Below are 24,913 nucleotides of genomic sequence, written 5' to 3'. Positions count from 1 at the left end.
AACATTCAAATTTCTTTTATCAAAACTCTCACTTAAATCAAAAATCGTGACCCAATGTAACATATGGTATTGGCTTTTGAGTATATCCGTTGTCTACGCCCCAGGCATAGTCAAACTTCACATAGAAGCCGAATACTGTTGTTCTTATTCCTGCGCCATATCCATAAAGATAAGGATTCTTGAAATCTGTAACCGTGGCTCTGAACGGATCGCCGTCTGCACCAATAATTTGGGTATTCAAGCTATTGTTTTCGCTAAATGGACCTTTTCCTGTCCAGGCTGTACCGATGTCTCCAAATGCTACAATCTGGAAGTTTCGCAAGAAACTGGAAGTGATAGCTCCTCTGTAAAGGTATTTAATTAAAGGGATCCTCAATTCAGCGTTCAGCAACATATAGCTCGTACCAGACATGCGATTGATATTAAAACCACGCAGGTTGGTGGCAAAGTCGGTAAAGAATATATCCCGGTTATCAATTGTTTCCCCGAATTGCAGCGGATCATTGGCCGATCTTCTGTCCTGACGATTAGATATCCAGTTTTCCATACCACCCAAAACATTTTGCTTAGGTGCTTTTCCTCCCGATCTGCTCGCCGCCATCCTGACTGCCAGTACCAGATCACGGTGAATCTTTTGGTAGTGACGGAAATCCAGACTCAGTCGGTTAAAGCTTTCATTACCATTAGACATCCCCAGGAAAGCGTCGTAGCGAAGTTTAAAACGTGTGCCCTCCATCATATTCATACCTGTCACGCGGGTATTGTCGAAAACATACTCCGTTCTCAAACCACCGTAGTTGGATACAAGGTCAGGATTCGCCAGGTAATTCCAATTGATATCGACTCTCTTTGTTTGAGAAAACATGGGGGAAACCGATAATCGGCTGGTCGTAGTAAACGGATACGCCATGGTAAACATTACCTGATTGAACTTGTATTTCTGTTGAGATCCTTCTAACTCAACAAACAGGTTTTGACGATCAAAACGAACTCCAAAATCAACGCGATGGGTGTTGTTCCAGTACTCGGCAAATAAATTACTGCTCCGGAAATTTGAGTTTATGAATATTCCTGCTTTGATCACGTGATTTTCAAGCAGATCATTTAGCGCAACGTTCTGAGCGAAACCGAATCCACGAATCGGGTCAATTCTCCAGTCTGAGCTTGCATCGCTATGGATAAACAAGCCTTTGTAGGGATACGGCCCTTTGATCGCAATATTTTCTCTCACACTTTTCGACCGAGTGAGTGCACCAGGAGAACTTGAAAAGGTACCACGTCTCTGCTTGGATTCATATGCTTTCAAAACATCCTCATCGAATTCATAGTTATCGGTATCAACCTCACCTTCCTTCAGCACCAATTTTGCCTTTCCAGCAATTTTCCCAAGAGAATCGTTTTTAACCTGCGAAGGGTTTGCACTTACATCAGCAGCTGTTGCACCCGGTTTTTTTTCTGTTGCAAGAGTTGGCAGATCATGCGAAATATTGGCATCAAAAGAATTTTGATATGCCGCTGTGTAATAGCCGTCATTTAGATAAGTATATGCCAACCCGCCTCCTGAGTTCAAAGTAACATCAGCACTTCTTATGCTAAAAATATAATTTGTTACCTGGGTAGTCGCCCCAGAAGCTCTGTCCAGCTTAAATATATTGCTCGCTCCTTTGGCATTAGATATGAAAAGCACTTCTCCATCAGTTGCATATATAGGCGCTACTTTTGCTTTTCCACTGCCCTCCATTATTTTGGGTATCACTGCAGCTCTCGGAGTGCCGGGGTGCTCATAAAGTGATAAATATGGAGTGACCGATTTATAGTCCTCTTTGGCGTTGGTTCCTAATGTGTCAGCTGGCCTGTTGGAAGCAAATACTACCTTTCTTGACGATCCTTTTATAAATCTTGGAGATAGATCGTCATATAGATCACTCGTAAGCGGAAGCGGTGAAGCGCGTGCTACACTAATAAGGTATAGGTCATTCTGCCCTCCTCTGTCTGCACTTACAGCTAGCATACTACCGTCACTCGATACGTCCATATCAACGATTTGATCCAAACCTCGTATGTTCCTTTTTCCTCTCAACTTAGGCTTTTTCGAATCGACCTTTTCGTAGATATACAAATTGTGTCTGCTGTTTTCGGACGCGAGGATCATAAGGGAGTTATTTTTCCCCCATCCCAGCAACGGTGCATGATTTTTACCTTTCTCGTTTATGATCTCCATCTTACCCTGGCGGATGATCTTTTTACTTCCAGTCTCACTATTCAGTATGTAGACGCGATACCTACCCTTTTTAATTTCACTCAATGCAGCGAGTTTCTTATCCGGCGAAATCTTGACAAAGGCATTCAGTTCTGAATCGGTAAATTCATTTAATTTCTCCTTCCAGGTCGGCGTAGGAGTGGTGTAAAATTTCTCGGCGTCTTTGTTCAGGTCCACATAATAGCTTTTCCAGTCTCGCAGAAAACGGTTGTATGAAGAAATTCCCAGAGTACTGGTAATACTGGTTTGTTCTGTTCTGATAATTCTTGTGAGATTAAGTATGTCGGAAATCTTATCCTTTCCATATCGTTCCGCTATATAGTTCCAAATGGAGTGGCCTACTAGGGTAGCATCTTTACCAGTCAATAAAGTAGGCTTTTTCACATTCCTGTTTTTGAAGAAATCGCGCATATAGTCACTCAATTCAGGCGACCATCCCTCGGAAATATATGCTGCAGTTCCCGTCATAAACCACTCAGGTACAGTCAGAAGTAACGAACTCTGTAGTGCTTCTTTCATATTCCCGCCATAGAGCATGTCGTATACAAAAAGGAGACTGATATCATTCACCAATTTCTTTTTAAAACCGACCTGGTCACCTGTATAAGCAACTTCCACCCTCGATTGAGCCAAATCCAGTTTACGATCCTCGAGATTGTCCTGTGTAGACAATCCCATGTTGCTTTGCTCAAGCTCTGCAGGCGAATTGTAAAGAAAAATCTTGACGCGACTATATGGAGTCCAACCCAAAACATCCGTGATTCTATCGAACTCACTTTCAGCATATTGCGCGGTAAGTTTGGCCAAGGCAGTTCCACCTTGATAGTGATATATCTCGAAGTTTGTAGTCCGGAAAATCTTCCAGCTAAAGGTTTTGTACTGCACACGATTCTTCCCAAAGGTCTCCTGAGAAGGATATCGCTGGGCCAACACATTGGAACAACACCCTAATAATGTCAGAATCGCTGCTGAAAATATATATTTCTTGATAGATTTATTGGTCATAATTATATGGCTCACGTCAACGGAAATATAACGAAAAATACCTTTTAATATTCACTAACGGATTCAATTCTTTATCATCCTCAAGGTGTTCCACAAGGTGATTGGCAAAATATGGCCCCAAAGTAACTCCTTTTGTGCCAAGCCCATTAAAGATCACCAGGTTGGGATGGATAGGATGAATCCCCAACAAAGGCCGTCTGTCCTTAACTGAGGGCCTCAATCCGGCCAGCTGATGATTTATCTTAAAAGGTATATTCAAAAGCGAACCTAGTTTGCCCTGAAGCTCCTCCGTTGCCGCTTCTGTCACATTCCAATCCAGAGGATCCCAGGAGTATGTTGCGCCAACTCTGCCCCTGTTTTCTGAAATAGGTAAAATAAAAATCCCCTGATTAACGATATAAGGCCTCAAAATATTTTTCACCTCGACTTCCATTATCTGCCCTTTCACCGGAGAAAATGGCAACCAGTTAAAAAGTGAATTGCTCAAAGCTTCTGCCCCCTGGCAAAGCACTACCTTATCAAAAATGAAATCTTTCCATTTTACAGAATCTGCTGAAAAAATAAGGTCGTCTGTTGAAAATGAATCCTCCACATATACGCCAAGATTCTTGAAAGAGATTCTACTTTTTTCTAAAAGAACGGGGAGATCAATCCACCCGGATTGAATTACCTTCAATCCTCCATGGGGATTTTCGACATACTCAAGAGGCAACGCAGGATCAGGAGTTTCAGAAACGTATTTTGCAATGGAAGGATCCGCTGTCTGGGCTAGGTAATTATTTTGCTCTTCAATGGAGCGGTAAGGTCTATAAAGCGGCACCTGATGTACAAATTTTGCACACAATTTTTCCTCAAGCTTACTGTAGAATTCGGCGGCGTAAGGGAAAAGGTTGTCGGCCATCCAGGTCTTTACCAGCTTTTTGCCAGTCAAAGGGTTGAATATTCCTGCCGCAACTTTCGAAGAACATGGCATATTTTGGCTCCCTACAATCAGTATCTTCTTTTTCCTATCAAGAAGGCTCCAAGCCAGAGACGTACCGGCTATCCCTTGTCCTACAATAAGATAATCAAATTTTTTCGAATTTGTATTTTCCGTCATATCACCTCACACCTTCCAATTTCTTCCGAAAAGATTTGCTTATCTGTTCGTCCGCGAGCCTTACTACAAGTTCAACCTGCTCATCCAGAGTCATCATTGAGTTGTCTAAATATATCGCGTCTTCTGCCTGGCGAAGCGGGCTTTCAGCTCGGTGCGTGTCAACGTAATCCCTGCTTTTCAGGTTTTCCAAGATTTCCTCCAACCCGACCAGCTCTCCTTTCGCAACCAATTCAAGCTGTCTTCTGTGTGCCCGAATCAGGGGGTCGGCTGTCATAAAAATTTTTAGTTCCGCATCAGGGAAAACTACGGTGCCGATATCCCGCCCGTCCATTACTATAGCCTTCGATTTACCCATGCGCTGCTGCTGGGCCACAAGAAAATGACGAACAGCAGGAACCGCACTCACTTCACTCACCTTTTCAGAAACATACATTTTCCTGATCTCGCTCTCTACATTCAATCCGTTGAGGTAGGTATCATTACCACCTCCCACAGAGTCCCTTCTAAAAGTGATGTGGATTTTATCGAGCGCGCTTTCAACTTCCCTCGGGTTGGTTGGAGCAATATGATTTTGAAGAAAATACAGAGTAACTGCCCGATACATAGCACCAGTATCGATATATGGATAATTCAGTTGCCTGGCAACGAGCTTCGCGGTCGTACTTTTTCCACAGCTGGAATAACCGTCGATGGCAATAATAATTTTTGGCATGATTGATGATATCTGCTAGTGTTGACTATTTTGGCCACAAAGTCGCATTGGATCCTGCATTGAATAGAGAAATAACTTTTTCCAGTTCAATTATTACTTCGTGGTGGCCATTTTCGTTTCACATAACACTAATACGTGCCTCTTAATAGATAAGGCATTCATATAACTAACGAACCATGCAAATTTAGAAGAAAGAATAAGGAGACGTAACTTTTGAAGATATTTGTCCCTATTTATTTGTGAGCGTATCCGATATCTAACAAAGGGTGAAGATATTGCACAATGAAGCTAGATCAAATAAACGGGTATTTGCTTGTACCGTCACTACAAATCGTCCACCAAAAACACTACAAGGCTTCGGGAGCCATGAGCACCAATTACCAACGATTGTTCTATATCAGCAGTTTTCGACGGGCCTGCTATAAAGCATCCCCAACCTGTTGTATCGGTCAAACGCTTATATGCATCGTGCATATTTTTGACTAATGAGTGCGCAGGAATCACAAATGCCAGGTTTTGGGTGATGAACGGCAGTACCCGGTGTTCCAGATATCGATCAGAAATCCAGACAGCGCCATTTTCTGCTACACCAAATTCGGCTCTTAAAACCGCCATTTCCACCGTTTCAAGATCGTGAGGGTCATTAACCGATAGACTAAAATCAGCAAACGGCAGCAATTCGGGAATTGTGGTAGCTCTATTCGTCATATCCGAATACATGGCTGTCACCATTGTCAGCAACTCAGGCATGTCTTTAACCGAAATTACTTTTGTATATACTGATGCAAGCATATCAGTAAACATTTGCCTGACATCCGAAAAGTCACTTTCGAAGGTCAAAATCTCAGGCAGCGATGTTGCAGCTGGCTTGTTACTTTTTATCTGCGCTAATATCTTTTCTCTGGAATTCATTTCTTGTTGAATTGAGCTGCTTAAATTCTCCTACTGGCTGATGTATATTAGAACCATTAAGTTTAGAAGATTTGGTTCCCCAATAATCCCTATTTTCCCAATAGCGAAAAAGTCACATCAACTATCTTTTCTGTTTCTAACATACCAGTCACGGAAACTCTCCTTTGGTGGTTCTGGCATTTCCCGTTGTTTGAACCATGGATTCAGGCTATTGTTCACCATGAACGGTGCAGCGCGCATAACAACCCTGCCCAGCCTGCCCGACCACTGGTAAAACCGTGGCGAACCCAGCACGACAGACATTACTTTGATACCGGCCTCCTTTCCTTTTGGTACATATCCCCCCTGAGCAAGTACCTGACGCCATTTATATAGCTGATCATGAATATCAATTTTAACCGGGCAAACATTCGAACAACTTCCGCAAAGAGTACTTGCAAAAGGAAGATCCGCGTTTTTGGTCATATCCAAATTTGGCGCAAGAATAGAACCGATTGGTCCTGCCACCGCATTATGATAGCTATGCCCACCACTTCTACGATATACCGGACAAGTATTCATACACGCACCACAACGAATACATTTAAGAGAATTCCGAAAATCAGCCCGACCGAGCTGTGTGCTCCGTCCATTATCAACAATCACAATATGCATCTCCTGCCCTTCTCTTGGGGTTTTGAAATGACTACTATATGTTGTGATCGGTTGTCCAGTCGCACTTCTGGCCAGCAATCTTAAAAACACACCCAGATGCTCCTGCTTTGGAATAATTTTTTCAAAACCCATGCAAGCAATATGTACATCCGCGAGATGCGCACCCATATCAGCATTCCCCTCGTTGGTCGACACCACGAATGAACCGGTTTCGGCGATTGCAAAGTTTACTCCTGTAAGCGCGGCACGGCGGGTCAAAAACTTATCTCGCAAATGTTGTCTGGCTGCTTCAGTCAGATATTGTGGATCTGTCGCTCCGGCCTCTGTTCCTAAATGTTCATGGAACAAGTCGCCGATGTCTTTCTTTTTAAGGTGAATTGCTGGCAATACGATATGGCTCGGCGGCTCTTGTCTTAGCTGCACAATGCGCTCACCCAAATCGGTATCAATCACTTCAATACCGTTGTGAGAAAGAAATTCATTCATATGGCACTCTTCGGTAAGCATGGATTTGCTTTTCACTATCTGCTTCACCTGGTGCTCTTTCAAAATACCGAGGACGATCTCATTATGCTCGGCTGCGTCGGCCGCCCAGTGCACATGCACCCCATTTTCTTTCGCCTTGGTCTCAAACGATACCAAAAGCTCATCCATGTGAGACAAAACGTAGTGCTTTATCTGCGACGCCGCCTCCCGAAGGTTCTCCCATTCCGGTAATGTGCGCGAAGATTTATCACGCTTCTGCCGCACAAACCATAAGGTTTCATCGTGCCAGTTCACATATCCCTCGTCCTTATTAAAGACTTCCGAGGCGGATGCGTGGTCAATTACTGATTTGGACATATCTTCTTAATAATTTCTTAATTGTATTTTTTAAAGAACTTAAATTGCACTATTCACATTCGTTGCACTATTCAAAGTTCGCAAAAGACTTATTAAACAATTTTAAAAAATGCATATTTCCGCCTATTTTATTGTATTGCAATACTTTATATCTTTGACATACAAAGTGTTTCGATCGGGACATCGGAGTCTGATCAAAGTTCGATTTTAACTTTTTTTAGACACAAACAAATTATAACTCCTATGAAAATCAAAAACAATTTCGCAACTGTCGCCCTTGCTGGCGTACTTTTATCTGGTTTGGCGTTCACAAGTAATGCACAAACCTCAACCGTTTCTTCAGAAAACACTGCAACAGCTTCTTCTAAGCTTAGCGTTCTGGAAATCAAGCCAATGCAATTCCGCGTTTCATATATTCTTCCTGAGTCAAAAACACTTTTGGTTCGTATTTTGGATACTGACAAGAATGTTCTTTTCACTGAAAATAAACGCGCTGAATCAACCTATTTGAAATATTTTGACTTATCAACGCTGACGGACGGTACTTATACCTTCGAAATCACAGACGGTAAAGAGAAGGTTTCACAATCGTTTGATATTCTGACTAAGACGAGCCGCGTCGTTTCTTCTATCAACTAAACGACTGAGGCTTCTCAGATTCTGAGCCAACGCGGCCAATGTGGCCCGCTTCCATAAACTTTGTAAGATACCGGTACTCATGCAATGGGTGCCGGTATTTGTTTTACAGCACTATTCAAAATCTCAGCAATATGCTTCACCGCAACATTCGAATTTCTGCGTTTTAATATCCCTTCTAAATGCATCAGACAGCTCATATCCGAGCCCGTTATAAATTCAGCGTCATGCTTGATATGATCTGCAACGCGATCCTTACCCATTTTTACCGACACAGCTTCCTCGCTCACGCAGAATGTTCCACCAAAGCCACAGCATTCGTCTTTCCGGTCTAAATCAATTAGCTGTAATCCGTTGACTTTATTCAGTAGTCTTTCCGGTTTTGAAAAAGGCGCGGCGTTCAATTCAGACATTTGCGATAAATGCAGTCCACGCTGACCGTGACACCCCTGATGAAGCCCCACTTTATGCGGAAACTCGGCAGCAATCGAATCTATTTCCAATATATCTGTGATGAACTCCACCAGCTCATATACCTTCTTCCTAATTACTTTTGACTCGTCCGGTTTGCCGTCCACTTTCAGGTGATCCTTCAAATGAAGAACGCAACTTCCTGATGGAGAGACGATATAGTCACAATCAGAAAAGCAATCATAAAAAAGCTGATTGCATGAGGATGTCATATTTTCAAAGCCCGAATTGGCCATCGGCTGGCCACAGCACGTCTGGTTCAACGGGAAAACGACCGTGCAACCCAGTTTTTCCAATAACTCCAACGTCGCTATTCCTACCTGCGGATAAAACTGATCCACATAGCAAGGAATAAAAAGTCCGATTTTTAAATTAGATATGTTCATGTTTTTACCAGAATTCAACGGTTGCAATAATGGGATAGTGATCCGAAACCTCAGGGTGATTTCTAATTACCTTATAATTTTTAACACGAACCTTATTGTTAAGCAAAACGAATATATAATCAAGTCTGTCGCCGGGAAGGCCCTCCGCCCAGGTTGGTAATTGCGAGCCCTGCGCCGCGTCCCGCCATTTTTTTCGAAATGAAAAATAAGGCTGTTCATTTGGCCGTGCTCCCATATCCATCCCCAGCAAAACCGGCTGGATACTCTCCTCCAGCATCCTATTGATATATGCCGACTGAAGTGCCCGATCCATAACTGATGCATATTCCAGCCGAGAGCTGCAAAACCTGAAAGTCAGATTTCTGGATTGTTTGATCAGTCCACACAACAATATTTTGGGATCTGATCCCGGTGTCGAAGGCAAATTAATCGTCTGCGATTTTTCAAAAGGCCAAACCGATAACAGGCCAACTCCCTGCGAACCACTCTCCGACTGCTCTGCAACACCGTAGCTGTAATCCATACCCGTCTGCGTGGCCAATTGCCTGAGCTGAAATTGAACCTTCGACTGATTTATAAGGCTATCCACTGCCTGCAAAGCGACAATATCCGGCTTCTGCTCCTGAATGATTTTCAATATACCCAGCAAATTCGACTCCTCATCCATCCCAATTCCATGCCTGATATTAAAACTCATGATCTTAACTTCTACGGCTTTTCTGGGTTGGGAGGAACTCAAAAAAGCGGCAAAACAAACTATCAAAAGATATGATATCAGTCTCTTCAATAGAATTTATTTACTTCATCCCAAAGACACTCAGCTTACAATCCGGTTTACACCAGAGCGAAGATCTGATCGAGCAGCACCCATTTTTCGCCTGGTTTGGCGGTTGGCATTGCCTGTTGATACTTCCACATCAGGTTTTCCCAAACCTGCACCTTCTCATTCTCTGCATCCATCTTCGCTTTCACTTCAAAACTGAAATCATCGACGGTTTCCATAATCATGAATAACCTGTTTCCCGACCTGAAAATTTCCATTTGCGTTACACCGGCATCCAGAATACTTTTCTCTATTTCCGGTTTGATCTTCTTATGATATGCTTCATACTCAGCAATCATCACAGGGTCGTCAACCAGGTCTACAGCCAAACAATATCTTTTCATTGAATCGATGAATCTTTAATCTTTGAACCAACTGCCGCAAAATATACTACATATGCAAAGCAAACTACCGGTACGATCAGCGCGTAGGTTGGTCCGAATTTGAATAACGCACCTGCTATCATCGGCATGATGGCACCGCCTACTATTGACATGATTAACAACGAAGACGCCAGTTTAGACTCGATCCCTAAACCCTTAGTCGCCAATGCAAAAATTGTCGGAAACATAATTGACTGGCAAAAATAGGTGAGACTTAGACAGATCACTGCGGTCAGCCCACCGGTCATCATCGCTAATATCAAGAAGAATGTCGCACCGGAAGCGTACCAAAGCAGAACACGGGAAGCAGCAAAACGACTCATTAATGTTGTTCCAATGAACCGTCCTAAAAGGAACAATACCAATGCGAATGAAGCGTGATATCCCGCTATCTGGGTGGTTGTCAGTACCGTCTTTACACCTGTAATCGAGTTAATTATGTTCATATAACCTTCCGCGAGTGTCCAATGAGCTTCTCTCGCAAAGTCTAATTTAAAATCAACAAAATAGCCCCATAACACGGTTTGGGCACCCACATTTAAAAACTGGGCGATAATCCCCGCGGTAAGATGTTTATGGCGAAAAAGTGATAGGATAGATATTTTCTGGGTACTTTCGGACTCCGCCGCTCCCACTTCCGGCATTTTTGTGAAAGCAAAAAGTAAAGTCACAAATAATACAAGCGAACCTATTGCCAGATAAGGTGGCTGAACAGACAAAGCCTCCGCAATCCTTACTTGCTCGGCCTCCGCCACAGGCATCGCTGCCAGCGCTTCCCTGGAATATTCGATGGGAGAGAATATAAACAAAGCACCGATAATTGGTCCAAGAACCAGGCTTATGCCATTAAAAGACTGGGCAAAATTAATTCTCCATTCAGATTTCTCCGGGTCGCCCAAAACAGTAACGTACAGATTTGCAGCAGTTTCCAAAAACGCTAACCCACTCGCGATCGTAAAAAGTGCAAACAAAAAGAAGCTATATTCACGTAAAGACGCTGCGGGGTAGAACAAAAATGCTCCGGTTGCGTAAAGAAGAAGCCCTAAAATTATTCCCTTTTTGTAGCCATATTTTTTCATAAAATAGCCCGCAGGCAATGCCATGAAAAAATATCCCATATAAAACGCAAAATCAATCACACCTGCCTGAAATCTATTGAGGTCGAGCGCTATTTGAAATTGCTTGATTAAAGATCCGTTGAGAGAGTTGGCTAATCCCCACAAGAAAAATAGACTTGTCACTAAAATCAAAGGAATCATATAGTTCCTCTTTCCTCCACTTTCATTTTTAATGGTAACTTTTTCCTGCGATTGTATTGATGCCATTCTAGGTTAAGATTTAGGTTATAGGTTTGGGAAAAGGTTGTTAGCTGTTATTGAGAGTCCAGACCCAACATAACCAATTCAATATCAATTATATAGTTTAAAAAAATATTTGTCATGTCTAGAATGCTGATCGGAAAAACGAGCGTTGGCTATCCAGACAATTAAGCGCTAAAAGCTAATAGCCAGCAGCTAGAGCCCAGCTTCCAGCCCATAAAACTGCATAGCGTTTTCTCCCATTATTTTTACCTTTTCGGATTCGGACAGCGTGCTGATATTACTTTCCAGGATTCCTTTCATCTCCTTATAGTCTGCCCCTAGAAGACACACTGGCCAGTCGGAACCGAACAGGGTGCGATCCGTACCAAAGGTTTCCAGAACAGTTTCCAGATATGGCGTAAAATCGCTGGATTTCCAGCTTTTCCAGTCTGCCTCTGTTACCATACCGGATAGTTTACAACTGATATTCGGGAGCTCAGCAAGCTTTTTAATGTCTGTTGCCCAAGGTTCAATTTCCGCCTTTTTGATGTACGGTTTTGCAATATGGTCCAGCACAAACCGAACGTTCGGAAGCTCTTTCGCAAATGCATATGCTTCTTTCAATTGATGCGGATATACCAGAATATCATATGTAAAATCAAAAGCAGAAAGTGCTCTCACACCGCTTATAAACTCAGGCTGAAGCATGAATCCATCTTTTTCTCCCTGAACGATATGCCGAAAACCCTTCAGTTTTTCGTACAATGCATATCTTTCCAATTTGTCATAAAGATCTTTGCTTTTCAAGTCAATCCAGCCGACCAAGCCCAATACAAAATCATTCGCTTCGGCTAAATGTAGGAGGAATTCCGTCTCCGCATCTGACTGATCTGCCTGAACTGCAACACACCCATCTATTCCGTTTTCCTCCAAAACTGGCTTTAGGTCTGCCGGAACAAAATCCCTTCTGATCACCTCCATTTCAGGAGAAATCCATGAATCCCTAACCGGATCGAATATCCAAAAATGCTGATGCGAATCTACTACCATTCCTGACTGAACTGATATATGGAAGAAGTTCGGAAAATGTCGGAGTACCGCAATTTCCCGAACTTCATTTCTAAATTATTTACCTGGTGCCCAAGCAATGGCTTCCTGCTTTTGGGTTCCAAGACCTTCGATCCCAAGCTCGACGATGTCGCCCGGTTTCAGATAGACCTGCGGTTTCATACCCAAACCAACCCCAGCCGGAGTACCTGTCGTGATCACGTCGCCCGGAAGCAAGCTCATGAACTGGCTCAGATAACTTACTAAAAAAGGAATATGGAAAATCATATCCGAAGTATTGCTGTCCTGAATTTTTTTACCATTCAGCGAAAGCCACAAATCCAGATTATTAGCGTTTTCTATTTCAGACGAAGGAACAAAATATGGCCCCAATGGCGCAAAAGTATCATTACTCTTGCCTTTCACCCACTGACCGCCACGCTCCATCTGGAATGCGCGTTCTGAGTAATCATTGTGAACCGCATATCCTGCTACATACTCCAACGCATTAGCTTCGTCAACATAACTTGCTCTTTTACCGATAATTACAGCTAATTCAACTTCCCAATCTGTCTTCTCAGAACCTCTTGGAATAACTACCTGATCATTCGGTCCACAAAGCGCTGATGTTGACTTAAAGAAAACGATTGGTTCTTTGGGAAGCTCCGTCGCACCAGACTCATATGCATGCTTGGCATAGTTCATACCGATACATACGATCTTGGACGGACGAGCTATACAAGATCCATATCGAAATCCACTCTGAAGCTTAGGAGCGGAGGCTGCGTTGGTTTCCAGCCATGCCGAAAGACGGGTCAGGCCATCCGTAGCAAAAAATTTCTCGTTATAATCTTCCCCAAATGCGGATACGTCCAATTGTGTTCCATCAGGAAGTTCTACTCCTGGTTTCTCCTGTTCAAATGCTCCAAAGCGAAAAAGTTTCATATTTTAGCTGTTAGCTGTTAGCCGTTAGGCGTTAGCTATTTAGTGATCAAAATTTTTGAATATTTATAAGCCCTTCAATGCTTATGCCCGACTGCTGAAAGCCGAATTCCCTTAATTGTTTAGCTTCTCAAAACCGCCATCGATGAGATAGTCGCATCCTGTTATAAAGCCTGCTTCATCCGAACAGAGATATAATGCCAAGGCACCGATCTCCTCTGGCTTTGCCATACGCCCGATTGGTTGCGTTTTTGATAGTTTTTCAAACATTTCTGCTTCTCTGCCAGGATAGGTTTTAGATATAAAGCCGTCTACAAAGGGCGTATGCACTCTTGCTGGCGAGATGCTGTTGCAGCGGATATTGTCGCCGAGATAGTCTCTTGCAACAGAAAGTGTCATGGAATATACCGCGCCTTTGGCTGTTGAATATGCAAAACGGTCAGGAATACCAACGGTCGCCGCGATGGATGCCATATTCAGAATCACACCGCCGCCGTTTGCTTTCAAATGGGGAATCGTTGCGAAAAGGCAATTGTATACACCTTTGATATTCACATTATATATGCGGTCAAAATCAGCCTCCGAAGTTGTGTCGGCTTTCCCGATATGGGCAATCCCCGCGTTGTTGACAAGAATATTAATTTTCTGCTTTTCAGCGATAGCGTTAATTACACCTATGACGTCCGACTGTTTCGAAACATCGACGGTGTGTGCCTCGGCTTGCCCCCCTTCTGAGGTTATTTCAGATGCCACCTGCTGCGCGAGGTCGCCGTTTAACTCAAGAATATGTACATAGGCCCCTTGTTTCGCAAATGTTCGGCTGATCGCCAGACCGATTCCACTCGCTCCTCCCGTTACAAGGACAACTTTACCATTTAATTCAAACATGAAACTATGATTTAAGAACAAGGCGCCAGCCACATATTCAAGCGCCTTAATTCATATTAGTTATATAGAAAAGGATTCTATTGTCTGTTCTTTACTCAAAACCTTCCAGGCAGTTCCCAGACAGCAGATTCCAAATTACCTTTTAGAGAGAAACCCCTCTTTTCCAAGGTATGAAATCATCCTGCCCTAGCTGCTGTGCCTTGGTAAGTTCACCGCTCGCCACTTTGATTACATATTCCAAAAGGTTTTCCGCGTTTTGCTCGATAGACTGGATCCCGTCGACGACAGGTCCGCAGTCGAAATCTATTACGTCGGGCATTCTTTTGGCAAGATTTGAATTCGTCGCAACTTTGGCAACCGGACAAATCGGATTGCCGGTTGGTGTTCCCAATCCGGTTGTAAATAAAATAATATTGGCACCCGCAGCACTTTGCCCGGTTGTCGCTTCTACATCGTTGCCGGGAGTACATACCAAGTGCAGACCAGATTCCGTCGCTCTTTCGGTATAATTCAATACATCTGATATGTATGCGTTTCCACCTTTTTTGGCGGCTCCGGCCGATTTGATCGCATCTGTAATCAACCCATCCTTGATATTGCCAGGTGAAGGATTGAAAGCGAACGCAGAACCGACAGCTTCCGCTTTACCTGCGTAATCACGCATAAGCTTTTCAAACTTCGCTGCTTTTTCTTCTGTTACACAGCGGTTCAATAATTCTTGTTCTACACCATTCAATTCAGGGAACTCGGCCAATAAAGTTTGTCCTCCCAGACCAACCACAATATCAGACAAATGTCCCAATACCGGATTTGCAGATATACCTGAGAAACCATCGGATCCGCCGCACTTTAACCCAACTGAAAGTTTGGAAAGAGGCGCATCGGAACGTTCATATTGGTTGATCTTGGTTAGACCCATGAAGGTTTCCTTGATCGCACCTGACATTAAAGAGTATTCAGTGCCCTTTTGATGTTCAAACGCGTAGAATGGTTTGTTGAAATGCGGATCACGTTTTTTGATCTCGTCTTCAAGCGTCGTCAACTCAGAGTTCTGACAGCCCAAACTCAATACGGTTATACCTGCAACGTTAGGGTGAACGGCATATGATGCGAAAAGAGAACACAACGTGTTGGCATCAAACCGAGTACCTCCACAACCGCCTTCGTGGGTCAAAAATTTAACTCCATCCACATTTTGGAACGGACGGTTAACCTGTTTTTTGATCTGTGGAACGTCAGAAAATACTTCCAGTTCTTTCAGTTTTCTCGTGTCCCCGGCCTGATACAGATGCAAAAATTCACGAACCTGTTCGCGATACATATCCGTTTGTGCATATCCCAGCTCCCTTTCGAAAGCATCCTTCATGATCAGGACATTGCGATTTTCGCAAAAAACGAGCGGTACGACCAGCCAGTAATTGTACGTTCCAACACGCCCGTCTTCACGGTGATACCCTTTGAAAGTACGCCCCTGCCATTTGCTGACGTCCGGCTGAACATATGTGTAAGGTTGACGATTGGCCGTGCTATAATCCTGAGAATCGTGTTTTAGATTAAAAGTCGTAATCGGCTCGCCTTTTTTTATAGGCTGCTTGGCCCTTCCTACCAAAACGCCATACATGATGATCGCCCCGCCGGTGTCAATATCCTCGGTCACGAATTTATGCTTGGCCGAGACGCCGTATGGCAATGCATATTGCTGCCCTTCCCAAGTCACTACCTCGCCTTCAGGCAGGTCTCTCAGCGCTACAATTACGTTGTCTGAGGCATTAATTTTCAAGATATTTGACGCCATAGTTAAAATAAAAAGTACATCGGAAAAATCATATTTCACTTACTTCTTGCAGCACTTACCCACTTAACAGAGCATAAGAGTCGAAAGTGTATATGAATTACTTAACCTTGTGTACTTTTTTGTGTTTTTGAATTATAAAGCAAAGCAATAGAATTATTTCAACCTATTATTTTGTAATAATAGCAAATACTTAAACTATATTAGCATAGTTAACTATCCTAGGCTCTCATTTTTGTAATTTAAAGCGTGAAACCACTATTATTAAGAGTACCAAAAGGTGTCCAACAGTCATTTACTGTCAGGCGTGATGTCGTATTATACTTTTATAACCGATGGCATTATCACCCTGAACTGGAGCTCGTTCATATCGAACAAGGGTCTGGTACTCAGTTTGTTGGAGATAGTATTGAAAATTTTCAAAGTGGAGATCTTCTTCTGATCGGACCAAATCTTCCCCATTATTGGCGATGCGACGAGAAGTATTTTAAAGGCGATAGCAACCTTAGCGCCCAAGCCACAGTCGTTCACGTATTGCCGGAACTTTTTGGAGATACTTTCCTGAACATGCCCGAGAACAAGGCGATCGTGGATCTTTTGAAGCGAGCACGAAGCGGAATGAAACTCTACGGCGAAACAGCGGAAAAAGTCAAACTGCTGATGCAGGGGTTGTTGGACAATTCCCGATCAAATCCTATTATATCAGTACTGGAAATCCTGGAAACCCTGGCCGTCTGCCCGGAAGTAAAGGTACTTTCCAAAACCTATTATCCACACGAGCCTGACCCTCATGACACCGACCGGATCAACGAAATTTATAAGTATTCCGTCAGCAATTTTCAGAAGAAAATCACAATCGAAGAAATAGCGGAAGTAGCCAACATCAGCCCGAATTCTTTCTGTCGGTACTTTAAGAGCCGCAGCCGAAAAACATACTCCCAGTTTTTGCTGGAATTACGGGTCGGTCATGCCTGCAAACTCTTACAGGAAGAAAAGCTCAGTGTTGCGCAAGTTTGTTTTGAAAGCGGGTTTAACAACTTTGCCAATTTCAACAAGTATTTCAAAATGATCGCGGGAAAAAGTCCGCTACAATACCAAAAAAGTTTTCGACAGGATATTTAAAAAATTTCCATTGCTGACTAACACCTTTATATAGGGAAGGCAAAGCTTTTGAATTATATTTAAAGTTCTCAGTACCCCAGGTCAGAGGTTATTGAAGAAAACCGTTGTGGGTAAATTCTTAGAGCGCCTCATCGACAACATTCCATTCTTTTAATCCATCTAAATATGATTGCCAACCTCGTCAACCTGTTTGCAAAAACGATACATCTTGCCGAAATCTCTATCAACGGAGCCATCATAGAACAAATTAGTATACTTGGTCCCGAATCTGCCAATTTCCCATATGTTCTTCCCGGCTTCGTGGATGCGCATGTACATATAGAAAGCTCGATGCTGACTCCTTCGCAATTTGCGAGGCTGGCTGTAGTTCATGGCACTGTCGCCACGGTATCAGATCCGCATGAGATCGCTAATGTACTTGGAATGCGCGGCGTAGAATATATGATCGCTGATGGCAAAAGAACGCCATTCAAATTTTGCTTTGGTGCACCTTCCTGCGTTCCGGCAACTGTTTTTGAAACAGCAGGTGATATATTGGATCCTGAGGATATCAAAACTCTTTTGGAAAAAGATGAAATCGGGTACCTGGCGGAAGTGATGAATTTTCCCGGAGTTCTGAACAACGATCCGGATATGATCGCTAAAATCAACTGGGCCAAGCATTATAAGAAACCGATTGATGGTCACGCGCCGGGTTTGCGGGGAAAAGCGGCCAAACAATATGCGCAGCATGGGATTTCTACCGATCATGAGTGCTATACTTATGAAGAAGCGCGTGAGAAAATAAAATACGGCGTCAAGATCCTGATCCGAGAAGGAAGTGCTGCCAGAAATTTTGACGCGTTGATTGCGTTGCTGGCAGAGTTTCCCGATGAGGTTATGTTTTGCTCGGATGACAAGCACCCTGACAATTTGGTGGAAGGGCATATTAATGTGTTAGTCAAAAGGTCGTTGGCATTAGGTCACGATATATGGAACATTTTGCGTGCTGCCTCAGTAAACCCAGTAATTCACTACAATTTACCAGTCGGGCTTTTGAGGGAAAAAGACACTGCTGATTTTATAGTGGTCGATAACCTTACCGACTTCAATATTTCTCAAACCTGGCTAAATGGTGAAATTGTAGCCAAGGACAACACGACTCTCCTCCCCGATTTGCGGAGCGAGCATGTCAACAAATTTAACTGCGATCCAAAGGCACCTGAAGATTTCTTATGTCCTGCTGAAAAAGAGGAAATGCTTGTCAGGGTTATTGAAGCTCTGGAAGGTCAATTGATCACCAATCAGGTTCTGGTCAAGTTGCCAGTTGAGAATGGCTTCTGGACACCGGATCTTAAAAATGATATTCTTAAAATCACCGTAGTCAACAGGTACTCGAATGAAAAGCCAGCGGTTGCGTTTATTAAGAATTTTGGTTTAAAAGTCGGAGCCATTGCTTCGTCAGTAGCCCATGACTCTCATAATATAGTAGCTGTAGGGTGCGATGACGAAAGTATTTGTAAGGCTGTGAATATAGTAATCGAAAACAAAGGCGGCATTTCGGCTGTGGCCCAACGGGCAAAAAGATCTTTAGCGTTACCGATTGCCGGTTTGATGACAGACACTGATGGATATAAGGCGGCGGCGGATTACACGGCAATAGACGAGTTCGTAAAATCAGAATTAAAGTCAAGCCTTATGTCCCCGTATATGACTTTATCGTTCATGGCATTGTTAGTTATCCCTTCTTTAAAACTCAGTGACAAAGGGTTATTTGATGGCGAAAACTTCCAATTTGTGTCAATTTCACATAAAATGATTTAGCAAGATTTTGGAAAGTGTGACGGAAACTTTTTGAAATGTAATTTTATCCGGAAAATATTTTTTTTATCTGTTTTTTTATAAATATATTTACAAGTGTAATAATGACCTTTATTCTTACATAGTTCCTAACCCCACATCCTAATTCCTAACCTTAAAATGGCTCACTTACGCTACAAACAAGAAGAAGAACTCAATTTTTGGGATCAGTTTAGAAAAGGCGACGAAAATGCATACGCTTGCCTGTATCGCTCTTACGTAAACATTCTTTATCAGTATTGTTCGCAGTTCACCATTGACAAACCTTTAATTAAAGATTGCATTCATGATTTATTTGTAGAGCTCTGGAAAAACAGATCCACCCTTGGCGATACAACATCCGTTCGCTTTTATTTGATGGCTTCTATCAAAAGAAAGTTGGTACGTCATTTGAATGCACAACAAAAACACACAAGCAACGAAGACATTCCAGTTGAGTATTGGCACATCAATACGCCGTCGCACGAAAATCATCTGATTTCGGAAGAAGAGTTTGATTCAACCAATCAGCATCTTAATGTTGCAATCAACAGCCTGCCCCGTCGCCAGCGCGAAGCTATTTTCCTTAAGTTTTACATGAACCTGAACAACCACGAAATCGCTGACTTGATGAAAATCAATATTCAGTCGGTGTATAACCTCGTTTTTGGAGCATTGGGGAATTTAAAGAAACAAATGACTTTGGAAAGGTTGACATTCTAGCCCGACAAACGATATTTATTGAAAGCACGGCCAGAACTATGCCGTGCTTTTTTTGTTCATAAGGTAATGAACAATATAAAACTGGTTCAAATTAATGACGATATTAAGTACCCCGCTGGCCGAGCGCCTGAGACCGAGAACATTGGATGACTATGTGGGACAAGATAAGATACTAGGTCCGAATGGAGCACTCAGGAAAGCTATTTTACAGAATACAATTCCGTCTTTGATATTATGGGGTCCTCCCGGGGTTGGGAAAACAACCTTGGCACTCCTGATCGCAGAAATTACCAAAAGACAATTTTACAACCTAAGTGCTATCAGTTCTGGTGTGAAAGATCTAAGGGAAATCCTTGCCCGTCCATCTGGCCTGTTTCCCGCCATTCTTTTCATTGATGAGATTCATAGATATAATAAAAGCCAGCAGGATTCGCTGTTGGGTGCGGTAGAGAAAGGTCAGGTAACGTTAATCGGCGCCACGACCGAAAACCCGTCATTTGAAATCAATTCGGCTTTGCTTTCCAGATGCCAGGTTTATATTCTGGAGGCGTTTGGTGAAGAAGAATTAAAAAAGTTAATTGATCGCGCCATTCAAAAAGACGCGTGGCTAAAAGAAAAAAATATCCAATTTGAATCTTACGACGCGCTTTTCAGACTTTCGGGCGGAGATGGACGGAAACTGTTGAACCTGCTTGAGCTGGTTGTGTTAGGCCTCGGCGATGTTAATGAGGTGATTATCAACGATGAGCTGGTTACAGATATAGCACAGCAAAATATTGCCCGCTATGATAAGTCAGGTGAACAACATTACGATATCATTTCAGCATTCATTAAGTCTTTGCGCGGCAGCGATCCAAATGGTGCAGTATATTGGATGGCGCGGATGATTGTTGCCGGTGAGGACCCTTCTTTTATTGCGCGCCGCATGTTGATTATGGCCTCAGAAGACATCGGCAATGCAAATCCAACGGCAATGATCATGGCGAACGCCTGCATGGATGCTGTGAATGTGATTGGATACCCCGAATGTCGGATAATCCTATCACAAGTGGCTATATATCTGGCTACTTCGCCAAAAAGCAACGCGAGTTATCTCGCGATTGATATGGCTATGGAAGCCGCAAAAAATACAGCGCATCTGCCTGTTCCCCTTCATTTACGAAATGCACCTACTAAGTTGATGAAGCAAATCGGTTACGGAAAAGATTACAAATACTCTCATGACTTTCCTGGAAATTTTGCACAACAAGCGTTCCTGCCTGACGAACTTGCAGGAAGTAAATTCTATGAACCCGGAAAAAATGTCAGAGAGGAAGAACTTCGTAAAAAACTAAAGCAGTGGTGGGACACCTGGTATCAATACTAGATCGTGTTGGCCAATATTTTTAAGACTCTACACTTCTATGAACTTCAAACATCATCCTTTTTTTCCTGATCAATCCGCTTAAAAGCCTCCCTTAGAGACCGGAGCTTGTCTGCGGACATTCCCAATGGCCCCTCGACTAATGCCTCAAGTTTCTTTACGTTAGATGGAGTTGTCATGCTTTTCATGAGCATTGACAACTCGGCTTCGACGGCTGGATCTCCGCGCTCTGGAGAGCTGAATAACTGGTACTTTGACAAAATTTCAGTCTTAGTTTTCATGATGTCGTTCATAACAGTATAAAATTTGACGATGATACGTAATTATAAAACAAATATAATTTCATCACCTCATTCACAGAATATTGAGACCAAATTTACAAGATATTAACAACCTAACCATTAAAAAAGATATATCAAAGAAAATAAAGCTTCATTAAGTTGGTCTATTGCTAGGTTGTTTCTTTTTGCACACCTCACCTTTACACGCTACCTAATCAAAATGTTACACTGTGCTAACTTACGTATAAAGGTATTGATAATCTTTACGCTGTTTGCTATATCAATTAGATAAGCATCCACTTTTTCGGCAATCTGACCGCAACGCGGTATTGTAAATCTATAACTTGTAGGTTTAAGACCTGAATGTCAGGAAATTGTCACATTTTTGTCGCTTTTTCCAAAACTATAAATTGAATAAATCTGAGAAATTATTATATTAAAAACATGTAAAATTTTTGAGTCGAAGCGTGTGGTTGGGAAATTATGATGATGGCAAACCCCTTGGAGTGTAGATTTGAACAAAATCAGCAAACAACTAAGTCAAACGCACCCTCTTTACCATATAAAAATAAATACTGCTCCCAATTTCAGAGTTACATTGATCGGTGAATTAAATCAACGAATTCTACCAAAAGGTTAATTGATTAATATAAGTTAAGTTTGAGTTCACCAAAACACAACTATTTTTACAAAAAAAATGTTTTTGACCAACTAGTTTTACTATCAGAGGATATAATAACCCCCAGTTTTGTGTGGATAATTTCGTTTAATCTCGCTAAAAATATAATGAATTTTTAATTGCTACGTATTACTTTTCTATGGTATTTAAATAAAATTTCTATACCTTTGTACTTGAAAACCATTAATTGGTTCTCATAACGTTGAGTAAAATCGAACAACCTGAGGTATTACCCCAGGTTGTTTTTTTATTATTGTCTCAGCACAAATCTTGGCTTGACCTCAACTTTGTTTGATACCAGTTTCACCGTTCGGCTGTAATCCTCTTATTGCATCTCTTATTTCTGTCAATAGTATTTCTTCCTTTGACGGTACCGGACTGGAAGCTTCCTTGATTTCCTTGTCTTTATGCTGAAGAACCATCACTAGCCGGACGATAAGATAAACGGAAAACGAGATAACTATAAAATTGACCACGCTTTGGAGAAACTTGCCATAAGCAATAACCGCCCCACTTTTTCTGGCTTCCTCCACGGAGTGGATACCACGCTGATGATCCAAAGGAATGTATAGATTGGAAAAATCCACATTACCCATAAATTTACCAATAGGCGGCATGATCATATCATTTACCAACGACTGAGTGATACTACCAAATGCCGCGCCTATAATAATCCCTACTGCCAGATCCAGGACATTACCCCGGACAGCAAAATTCTTGAAGTCCTTGAAAAAACCCATATTATTTCGTTTAATAAAATATTCCTGGCGCTACGAATGTGAGCCATAGCGAAACCTCTTCAATTGTTTTGAAGTAAGCCGAAACCGATTTTGGAAAGTGTGGTATGGCCCGCTGATTTGGGATTTAGACTGGATGCTGTATAAAAGCCAGCATGCCGCCAGGAGTGCCGAAGCGCAGGCCCCTACAAAAGCGTATGGCAACTGCTCGAATAATTGTTCTATTAAATATACCATAACCTTACCTTTTGTTTATAAGGCAGGTTTAAAAAACTATTCCGGCGAAAAAAAGCCATGTATCACCCAAAAACGACGTAATCTGCTACATCACATGTCGTAATTGTGGATCAGATTCAACAATTGGTAATTTAAAACGTAGATTATATAGAGGCCTTAATCACCCTAATATCGCACCCCACAACGGCGCGATTAACATACCCTACACTCATCTCAGGTAGTTTTGTAGATCCGTGAGGTGGAATATCAGATTTGACGGAAATGATTTTAGCAGTAAGCACTGCCTGAGTGTCTGACAGATACTTGAATTCCAGCTCGACACCACTTAAAGCTTCATTACTTTTGTTTTCGATGGTAATATTATGGATTGCCAACCCTCCTACGGTATGCCATTCATTGTTGACCAAACTGATCTGTTTCAAAACCTCTGGTTTCACACCCTTCCCTCCCAAACGTCCTGCTTCTTCAGCGAGCACAATAGTTTTGATCTGTTTTTCATTTTTTTCTTTCAGAAAGTCCAGTTGACCATAGTAATACAATATATATATAAAGATGACAATCGGAGCAATCGCACTAAACCATTTAAGGGCATTAATGAGTACCTTTTTTACTTTACTTTTTTTTCGAGGCATTTTATTAAAAACGTTGAGAATATTTTGACTAATTAATGAGCTTGTAAATTTAAAACATTAAAGGACTCTCAATTCAAATTTAACCAAATATTCCTTAATCAAATTTTCAACTACACGTCAATACCACAAAGATGTGGTTCCTATCAAACATCTTAAGCCTTTATCTACACGCGGCGGCCCTTATACTACACAATCCATTTGTTGAAAAAAATTTCTTTACCCCAGATTTTAAACGGTTCGCCACATTTCAGAAAAAAACTTAAATTAACAATCAAGCCTGTTGAACACGTATCCAATGTATCCATCTTAATCACAAGTAGTTACGAAAGCGTGAAGCTTCAAAAGTACAATTAAGCTTAATGTATTGATATTCAATAGCTTAAAGCTAAACTTACTATAATTACGTATATTAATTTAACGTAAAAAAGAGCCAATTAGGCTGGAATTTCAAGTTTGAAAATCAACGATGTCTTACCCCTCGCATTCACCCCAAATATTTGAATCTTATTTCTTAAACAATTTGATTTGTCCCCATAGAAATAGCAAGTACAATAACTAAAAAGTCGGCCGTTGGCAAACTGAATCATGGTTGGAAAGCATCCCCACTTTTGAATTTCAGTACCCGGTCAAGAGTAAACAAATTTCAAAAGCAATGGTGTTCAGGCACCATTGGCATTAACGTTATGAAACATCAATCCCCCTCCTCATATGAAAGTTGCTATACTGGACAAACATGTTCTATTCGCCGAATCCCTTCAACAATTACTTATCAGAAAGTCAGATATAGTTGACGCCTATATCTATCAATCCGTCGAAAGCCTGATTGAGCATGCCTATGATAAAGTCTTCGACATGATGATTGTTGACAAATCATTCCTCGGCGCGGACGAAAATGCATTGATCAATTACCTGCGCAGTCGTTACCCGGCAGAAATGGCCATCGTTATCCTTGTGGAGAGCGCTGATTCCTACGGGTCCGACCAAGTTAATCTGGCCAAGGTGAATGCTGTTATTAAGAAAAATACTCCAGTAGATGAGTTTATCGACCGGATTATTGAAATCAAAGACGGCAGCGCATTTGTGATGGTCAAGAGTGATTGGTAAACCACTCATCCTCCACAGTTGTTAAGTTATTAGAGGGTGCCCCTGTCAAGGACACCCTCTTTT

General features: G+C 42.1%; 22 protein-coding genes. 6 read left to right on the top strand and 16 right to left on the bottom strand.

The window, feature by feature from the left end; all coding sequences use genetic code 11:
* Nucleotides 1–37 precede the first annotated feature (37 nt).
* From AC1XUD_RS00985 to AC1XUD_RS00965, 5 genes are all read right to left on the bottom strand, one after another.
* The gene (locus AC1XUD_RS00985) at nt 38–3,265 is read right to left on the bottom strand and encodes a hypothetical protein (RefSeq protein ID WP_483359067.1); all 3,228 of its coding nucleotides are present in this window, start codon (nt 3,263–3,265) and stop codon (nt 38–40) included.
* Between the two features lie 16 nt (nt 3,266–3,281).
* Nucleotides 3,282–4,364 (bottom strand): NAD(P)/FAD-dependent oxidoreductase, encoded by a 1,083-nt coding sequence (locus AC1XUD_RS00980; RefSeq protein WP_483359066.1) that lies wholly within the window; start codon nt 4,362–4,364, stop codon nt 3,282–3,284.
* Nucleotide 4,365: 1 nt separating this feature from the next.
* A complete protein-coding gene (cmk, locus tag AC1XUD_RS00975) occupies nt 4,366–5,076 on the bottom strand; it encodes a (d)CMP kinase (RefSeq protein WP_483359065.1) in 711 nt (236 codons plus the stop codon).
* 324 nt (nt 5,077–5,400) lie between these two features.
* Nucleotides 5,401–5,988 (bottom strand): LutC/YkgG family protein, encoded by a 588-nt coding sequence (locus AC1XUD_RS00970; RefSeq protein WP_483359064.1) that lies wholly within the window; start codon nt 5,986–5,988, stop codon nt 5,401–5,403.
* A 117-nt stretch (nt 5,989–6,105) separates the two neighbouring features.
* A complete protein-coding gene (locus AC1XUD_RS00965) occupies nt 6,106–7,485 on the bottom strand; it encodes a lactate utilization protein B (RefSeq protein WP_483359063.1) in 1,380 nt (459 codons plus the stop codon).
* Between the two features lie 243 nt (nt 7,486–7,728).
* Here AC1XUD_RS00965 and AC1XUD_RS00960 point away from each other — a divergent pair, with 243 nt between their 5' ends.
* Entirely contained in the window at nt 7,729–8,124 is a 396-nt protein-coding gene (locus AC1XUD_RS00960) for a hypothetical protein (protein WP_483359062.1), read from the top strand.
* A gap of 77 nt (nt 8,125–8,201) precedes the next feature.
* Here the strand turns inward: AC1XUD_RS00960 and AC1XUD_RS00955 are convergent, their stop codons facing one another.
* From AC1XUD_RS00955 to AC1XUD_RS00920, 8 genes are all read right to left on the bottom strand, one after another.
* Complete coding sequence (locus tag AC1XUD_RS00955) at nt 8,202–8,978, bottom strand: (Fe-S)-binding protein (protein WP_483359061.1); 777 nt, start codon at nt 8,976–8,978, stop codon at nt 8,202–8,204.
* 4 nt (nt 8,979–8,982) lie between these two features.
* Nucleotides 8,983–9,675: an endonuclease/exonuclease/phosphatase family protein gene (locus AC1XUD_RS00950; RefSeq protein ID WP_483359060.1), complete on the bottom strand. Its 693-nt coding sequence runs from the start codon at nt 9,673–9,675 to the stop codon at nt 8,983–8,985.
* A gap of 137 nt (nt 9,676–9,812) precedes the next feature.
* Nucleotides 9,813–10,145: an L-rhamnose mutarotase gene (locus AC1XUD_RS00945; protein ID WP_483359059.1), complete on the bottom strand. Its 333-nt coding sequence runs from the start codon at nt 10,143–10,145 to the stop codon at nt 9,813–9,815.
* On the bottom strand, nt 10,142–11,509 hold the full coding sequence (gene fucP / locus AC1XUD_RS00940) for an L-fucose:H+ symporter permease (RefSeq protein WP_483359058.1): 1,368 nt from the start codon (nt 11,507–11,509) through the stop codon (nt 10,142–10,144). The genes AC1XUD_RS00945 and fucP overlap by 4 nt, the downstream gene beginning before the upstream one ends.
* Before the next feature lie 189 nt (nt 11,510–11,698).
* Entirely contained in the window at nt 11,699–12,535 is an 837-nt protein-coding gene (locus AC1XUD_RS00935; protein ID WP_483359057.1) for an amidohydrolase family protein, read from the bottom strand.
* Nucleotides 12,536–12,610: 75 nt separating this feature from the next.
* The gene (locus AC1XUD_RS00930; protein WP_483359056.1) at nt 12,611–13,477 is read right to left on the bottom strand and encodes a fumarylacetoacetate hydrolase family protein; all 867 of its coding nucleotides are present in this window, start codon (nt 13,475–13,477) and stop codon (nt 12,611–12,613) included.
* A gap of 111 nt (nt 13,478–13,588) precedes the next feature.
* A complete protein-coding gene (locus AC1XUD_RS00925; protein WP_483359055.1) occupies nt 13,589–14,362 on the bottom strand; it encodes an SDR family NAD(P)-dependent oxidoreductase in 774 nt (257 codons plus the stop codon).
* Between the two features lie 142 nt (nt 14,363–14,504).
* Nucleotides 14,505–16,157, bottom strand: coding sequence for a UxaA family hydrolase (locus AC1XUD_RS00920; protein WP_483359054.1), 1,653 nt, complete (start codon nt 16,155–16,157; stop codon nt 14,505–14,507).
* Between the two features lie 246 nt (nt 16,158–16,403).
* On the opposite strand from AC1XUD_RS00920, the gene AC1XUD_RS00915 reads away from it, so the two are divergent.
* The 4 genes from AC1XUD_RS00915 (at nt 16,404) to AC1XUD_RS00900 (ending at nt 21,183) form a co-directional block, all read left to right on the top strand.
* Nucleotides 16,404–17,276: an AraC family transcriptional regulator gene (locus AC1XUD_RS00915; protein ID WP_483359053.1), complete on the top strand. Its 873-nt coding sequence runs from the start codon at nt 16,404–16,406 to the stop codon at nt 17,274–17,276.
* 165 nt (nt 17,277–17,441) lie between these two features.
* Nucleotides 17,442–19,079, top strand: a complete 1,638-nt coding sequence (gene ade, locus AC1XUD_RS00910) for an adenine deaminase (RefSeq protein ID WP_483359052.1) — start codon at nt 17,442–17,444, stop codon at nt 19,077–19,079.
* A 156-nt stretch (nt 19,080–19,235) separates the two neighbouring features.
* Nucleotides 19,236–19,817, top strand: coding sequence for an RNA polymerase sigma factor (locus tag AC1XUD_RS00905; RefSeq protein WP_483359051.1), 582 nt, complete (start codon nt 19,236–19,238; stop codon nt 19,815–19,817).
* A gap of 94 nt (nt 19,818–19,911) precedes the next feature.
* Nucleotides 19,912–21,183 carry a replication-associated recombination protein A gene (locus tag AC1XUD_RS00900; protein ID WP_483359050.1) on the top strand — a complete coding sequence of 424 codons (1,272 nt, stop codon included), beginning with the start codon at nt 19,912–19,914 and terminating at the stop codon, nt 21,181–21,183.
* A 44-nt stretch (nt 21,184–21,227) separates the two neighbouring features.
* Here the strand turns inward: AC1XUD_RS00900 and AC1XUD_RS00895 are convergent, their stop codons facing one another.
* From AC1XUD_RS00895 to AC1XUD_RS00885, 3 genes are all read right to left on the bottom strand, one after another.
* Nucleotides 21,228–21,461 carry a hypothetical protein gene (locus AC1XUD_RS00895; RefSeq protein WP_483359049.1) on the bottom strand — a complete coding sequence of 78 codons (234 nt, stop codon included), beginning with the start codon at nt 21,459–21,461 and terminating at the stop codon, nt 21,228–21,230.
* Between the two features lie 960 nt (nt 21,462–22,421).
* Entirely contained in the window at nt 22,422–22,880 is a 459-nt protein-coding gene (gene mscL, locus AC1XUD_RS00890; protein WP_483359048.1) for a large conductance mechanosensitive channel protein MscL, read from the bottom strand.
* A gap of 377 nt (nt 22,881–23,257) precedes the next feature.
* On the bottom strand, nt 23,258–23,746 hold the full coding sequence (locus AC1XUD_RS00885; protein WP_483359047.1) for a hypothetical protein: 489 nt from the start codon (nt 23,744–23,746) through the stop codon (nt 23,258–23,260).
* A gap of 708 nt (nt 23,747–24,454) precedes the next feature.
* Between AC1XUD_RS00885 and AC1XUD_RS00880 the strand changes: the two genes are divergently transcribed.
* The gene (locus AC1XUD_RS00880; protein WP_483359046.1) at nt 24,455–24,850 is read left to right on the top strand and encodes a response regulator; all 396 of its coding nucleotides are present in this window, start codon (nt 24,455–24,457) and stop codon (nt 24,848–24,850) included.
* Nucleotides 24,851–24,913: the final 63 nt, after the last annotated feature.

Source organism: Dyadobacter sp. HNCC25DJ184 (assembly GCF_056895215.1).
The sequence above is the reverse complement of the archived record's forward strand: the minus strand, read 5'-3'. Positions and strand labels throughout refer to the sequence as shown.

Bases quoted from the DNA above. Each gene is read 5' to 3' on its own strand.
- AC1XUD_RS00985 (WP_483359067.1), bottom strand. From the start codon at position 3,265: ATGACCAATAAATCTATCAAGAAATATATATTTTCAGCAGCGATTCTG.
- AC1XUD_RS00980 (WP_483359066.1), bottom strand. From the start codon at position 4,364: ATGACGGAAAATACAAATTCGAAAAAATTTGATTATCTTATTGTAGGA.
- cmk (WP_483359065.1), bottom strand. From the start codon at position 5,076: ATGCCAAAAATTATTATTGCCATCGACGGTTATTCCAGCTGTGGAAAA.
- AC1XUD_RS00970 (WP_483359064.1), bottom strand. From the start codon at position 5,988: ATGAATTCCAGAGAAAAGATATTAGCGCAGATAAAAAGTAACAAGCCA.
- AC1XUD_RS00965 (WP_483359063.1), bottom strand. From the start codon at position 7,485: ATGTCCAAATCAGTAATTGACCACGCATCCGCCTCGGAAGTCTTTAAT.
- AC1XUD_RS00960 (WP_483359062.1), top strand. From the start codon at position 7,729: ATGAAAATCAAAAACAATTTCGCAACTGTCGCCCTTGCTGGCGTACTT.
- AC1XUD_RS00955 (WP_483359061.1), bottom strand. From the start codon at position 8,978: ATGAACATATCTAATTTAAAAATCGGACTTTTTATTCCTTGCTATGTG.
- AC1XUD_RS00950 (WP_483359060.1), bottom strand. From the start codon at position 9,675: ATGAGTTTTAATATCAGGCATGGAATTGGGATGGATGAGGAGTCGAAT.
- AC1XUD_RS00945 (WP_483359059.1), bottom strand. From the start codon at position 10,145: ATGAAAAGATATTGTTTGGCTGTAGACCTGGTTGACGACCCTGTGATG.
- fucP (WP_483359058.1), bottom strand. From the start codon at position 11,509: ATGGCATCAATACAATCGCAGGAAAAAGTTACCATTAAAAATGAAAGT.
- AC1XUD_RS00935 (WP_483359057.1), bottom strand. From the start codon at position 12,535: ATGGTAGTAGATTCGCATCAGCATTTTTGGATATTCGATCCGGTTAGG.
- AC1XUD_RS00930 (WP_483359056.1), bottom strand. From the start codon at position 13,477: ATGAAACTTTTTCGCTTTGGAGCATTTGAACAGGAGAAACCAGGAGTA.
- AC1XUD_RS00925 (WP_483359055.1), bottom strand. From the start codon at position 14,362: ATGTTTGAATTAAATGGTAAAGTTGTCCTTGTAACGGGAGGAGCGAGT.
- AC1XUD_RS00920 (WP_483359054.1), bottom strand. From the start codon at position 16,157: ATGGCGTCAAATATCTTGAAAATTAATGCCTCAGACAACGTAATTGTA.
- ade (WP_483359052.1), top strand. From the start codon at position 17,442: ATGATTGCCAACCTCGTCAACCTGTTTGCAAAAACGATACATCTTGCC.
- AC1XUD_RS00905 (WP_483359051.1), top strand. From the start codon at position 19,236: ATGGCTCACTTACGCTACAAACAAGAAGAAGAACTCAATTTTTGGGAT.
- AC1XUD_RS00900 (WP_483359050.1), top strand. From the start codon at position 19,912: ATGACGATATTAAGTACCCCGCTGGCCGAGCGCCTGAGACCGAGAACA.
- AC1XUD_RS00895 (WP_483359049.1), bottom strand. From the start codon at position 21,461: ATGAAAACTAAGACTGAAATTTTGTCAAAGTACCAGTTATTCAGCTCT.
- mscL (WP_483359048.1), bottom strand. From the start codon at position 22,880: ATGGGTTTTTTCAAGGACTTCAAGAATTTTGCTGTCCGGGGTAATGTC.
- AC1XUD_RS00885 (WP_483359047.1), bottom strand. From the start codon at position 23,746: ATGCCTCGAAAAAAAAGTAAAGTAAAAAAGGTACTCATTAATGCCCTT.
- AC1XUD_RS00880 (WP_483359046.1), top strand. From the start codon at position 24,455: ATGAAAGTTGCTATACTGGACAAACATGTTCTATTCGCCGAATCCCTT.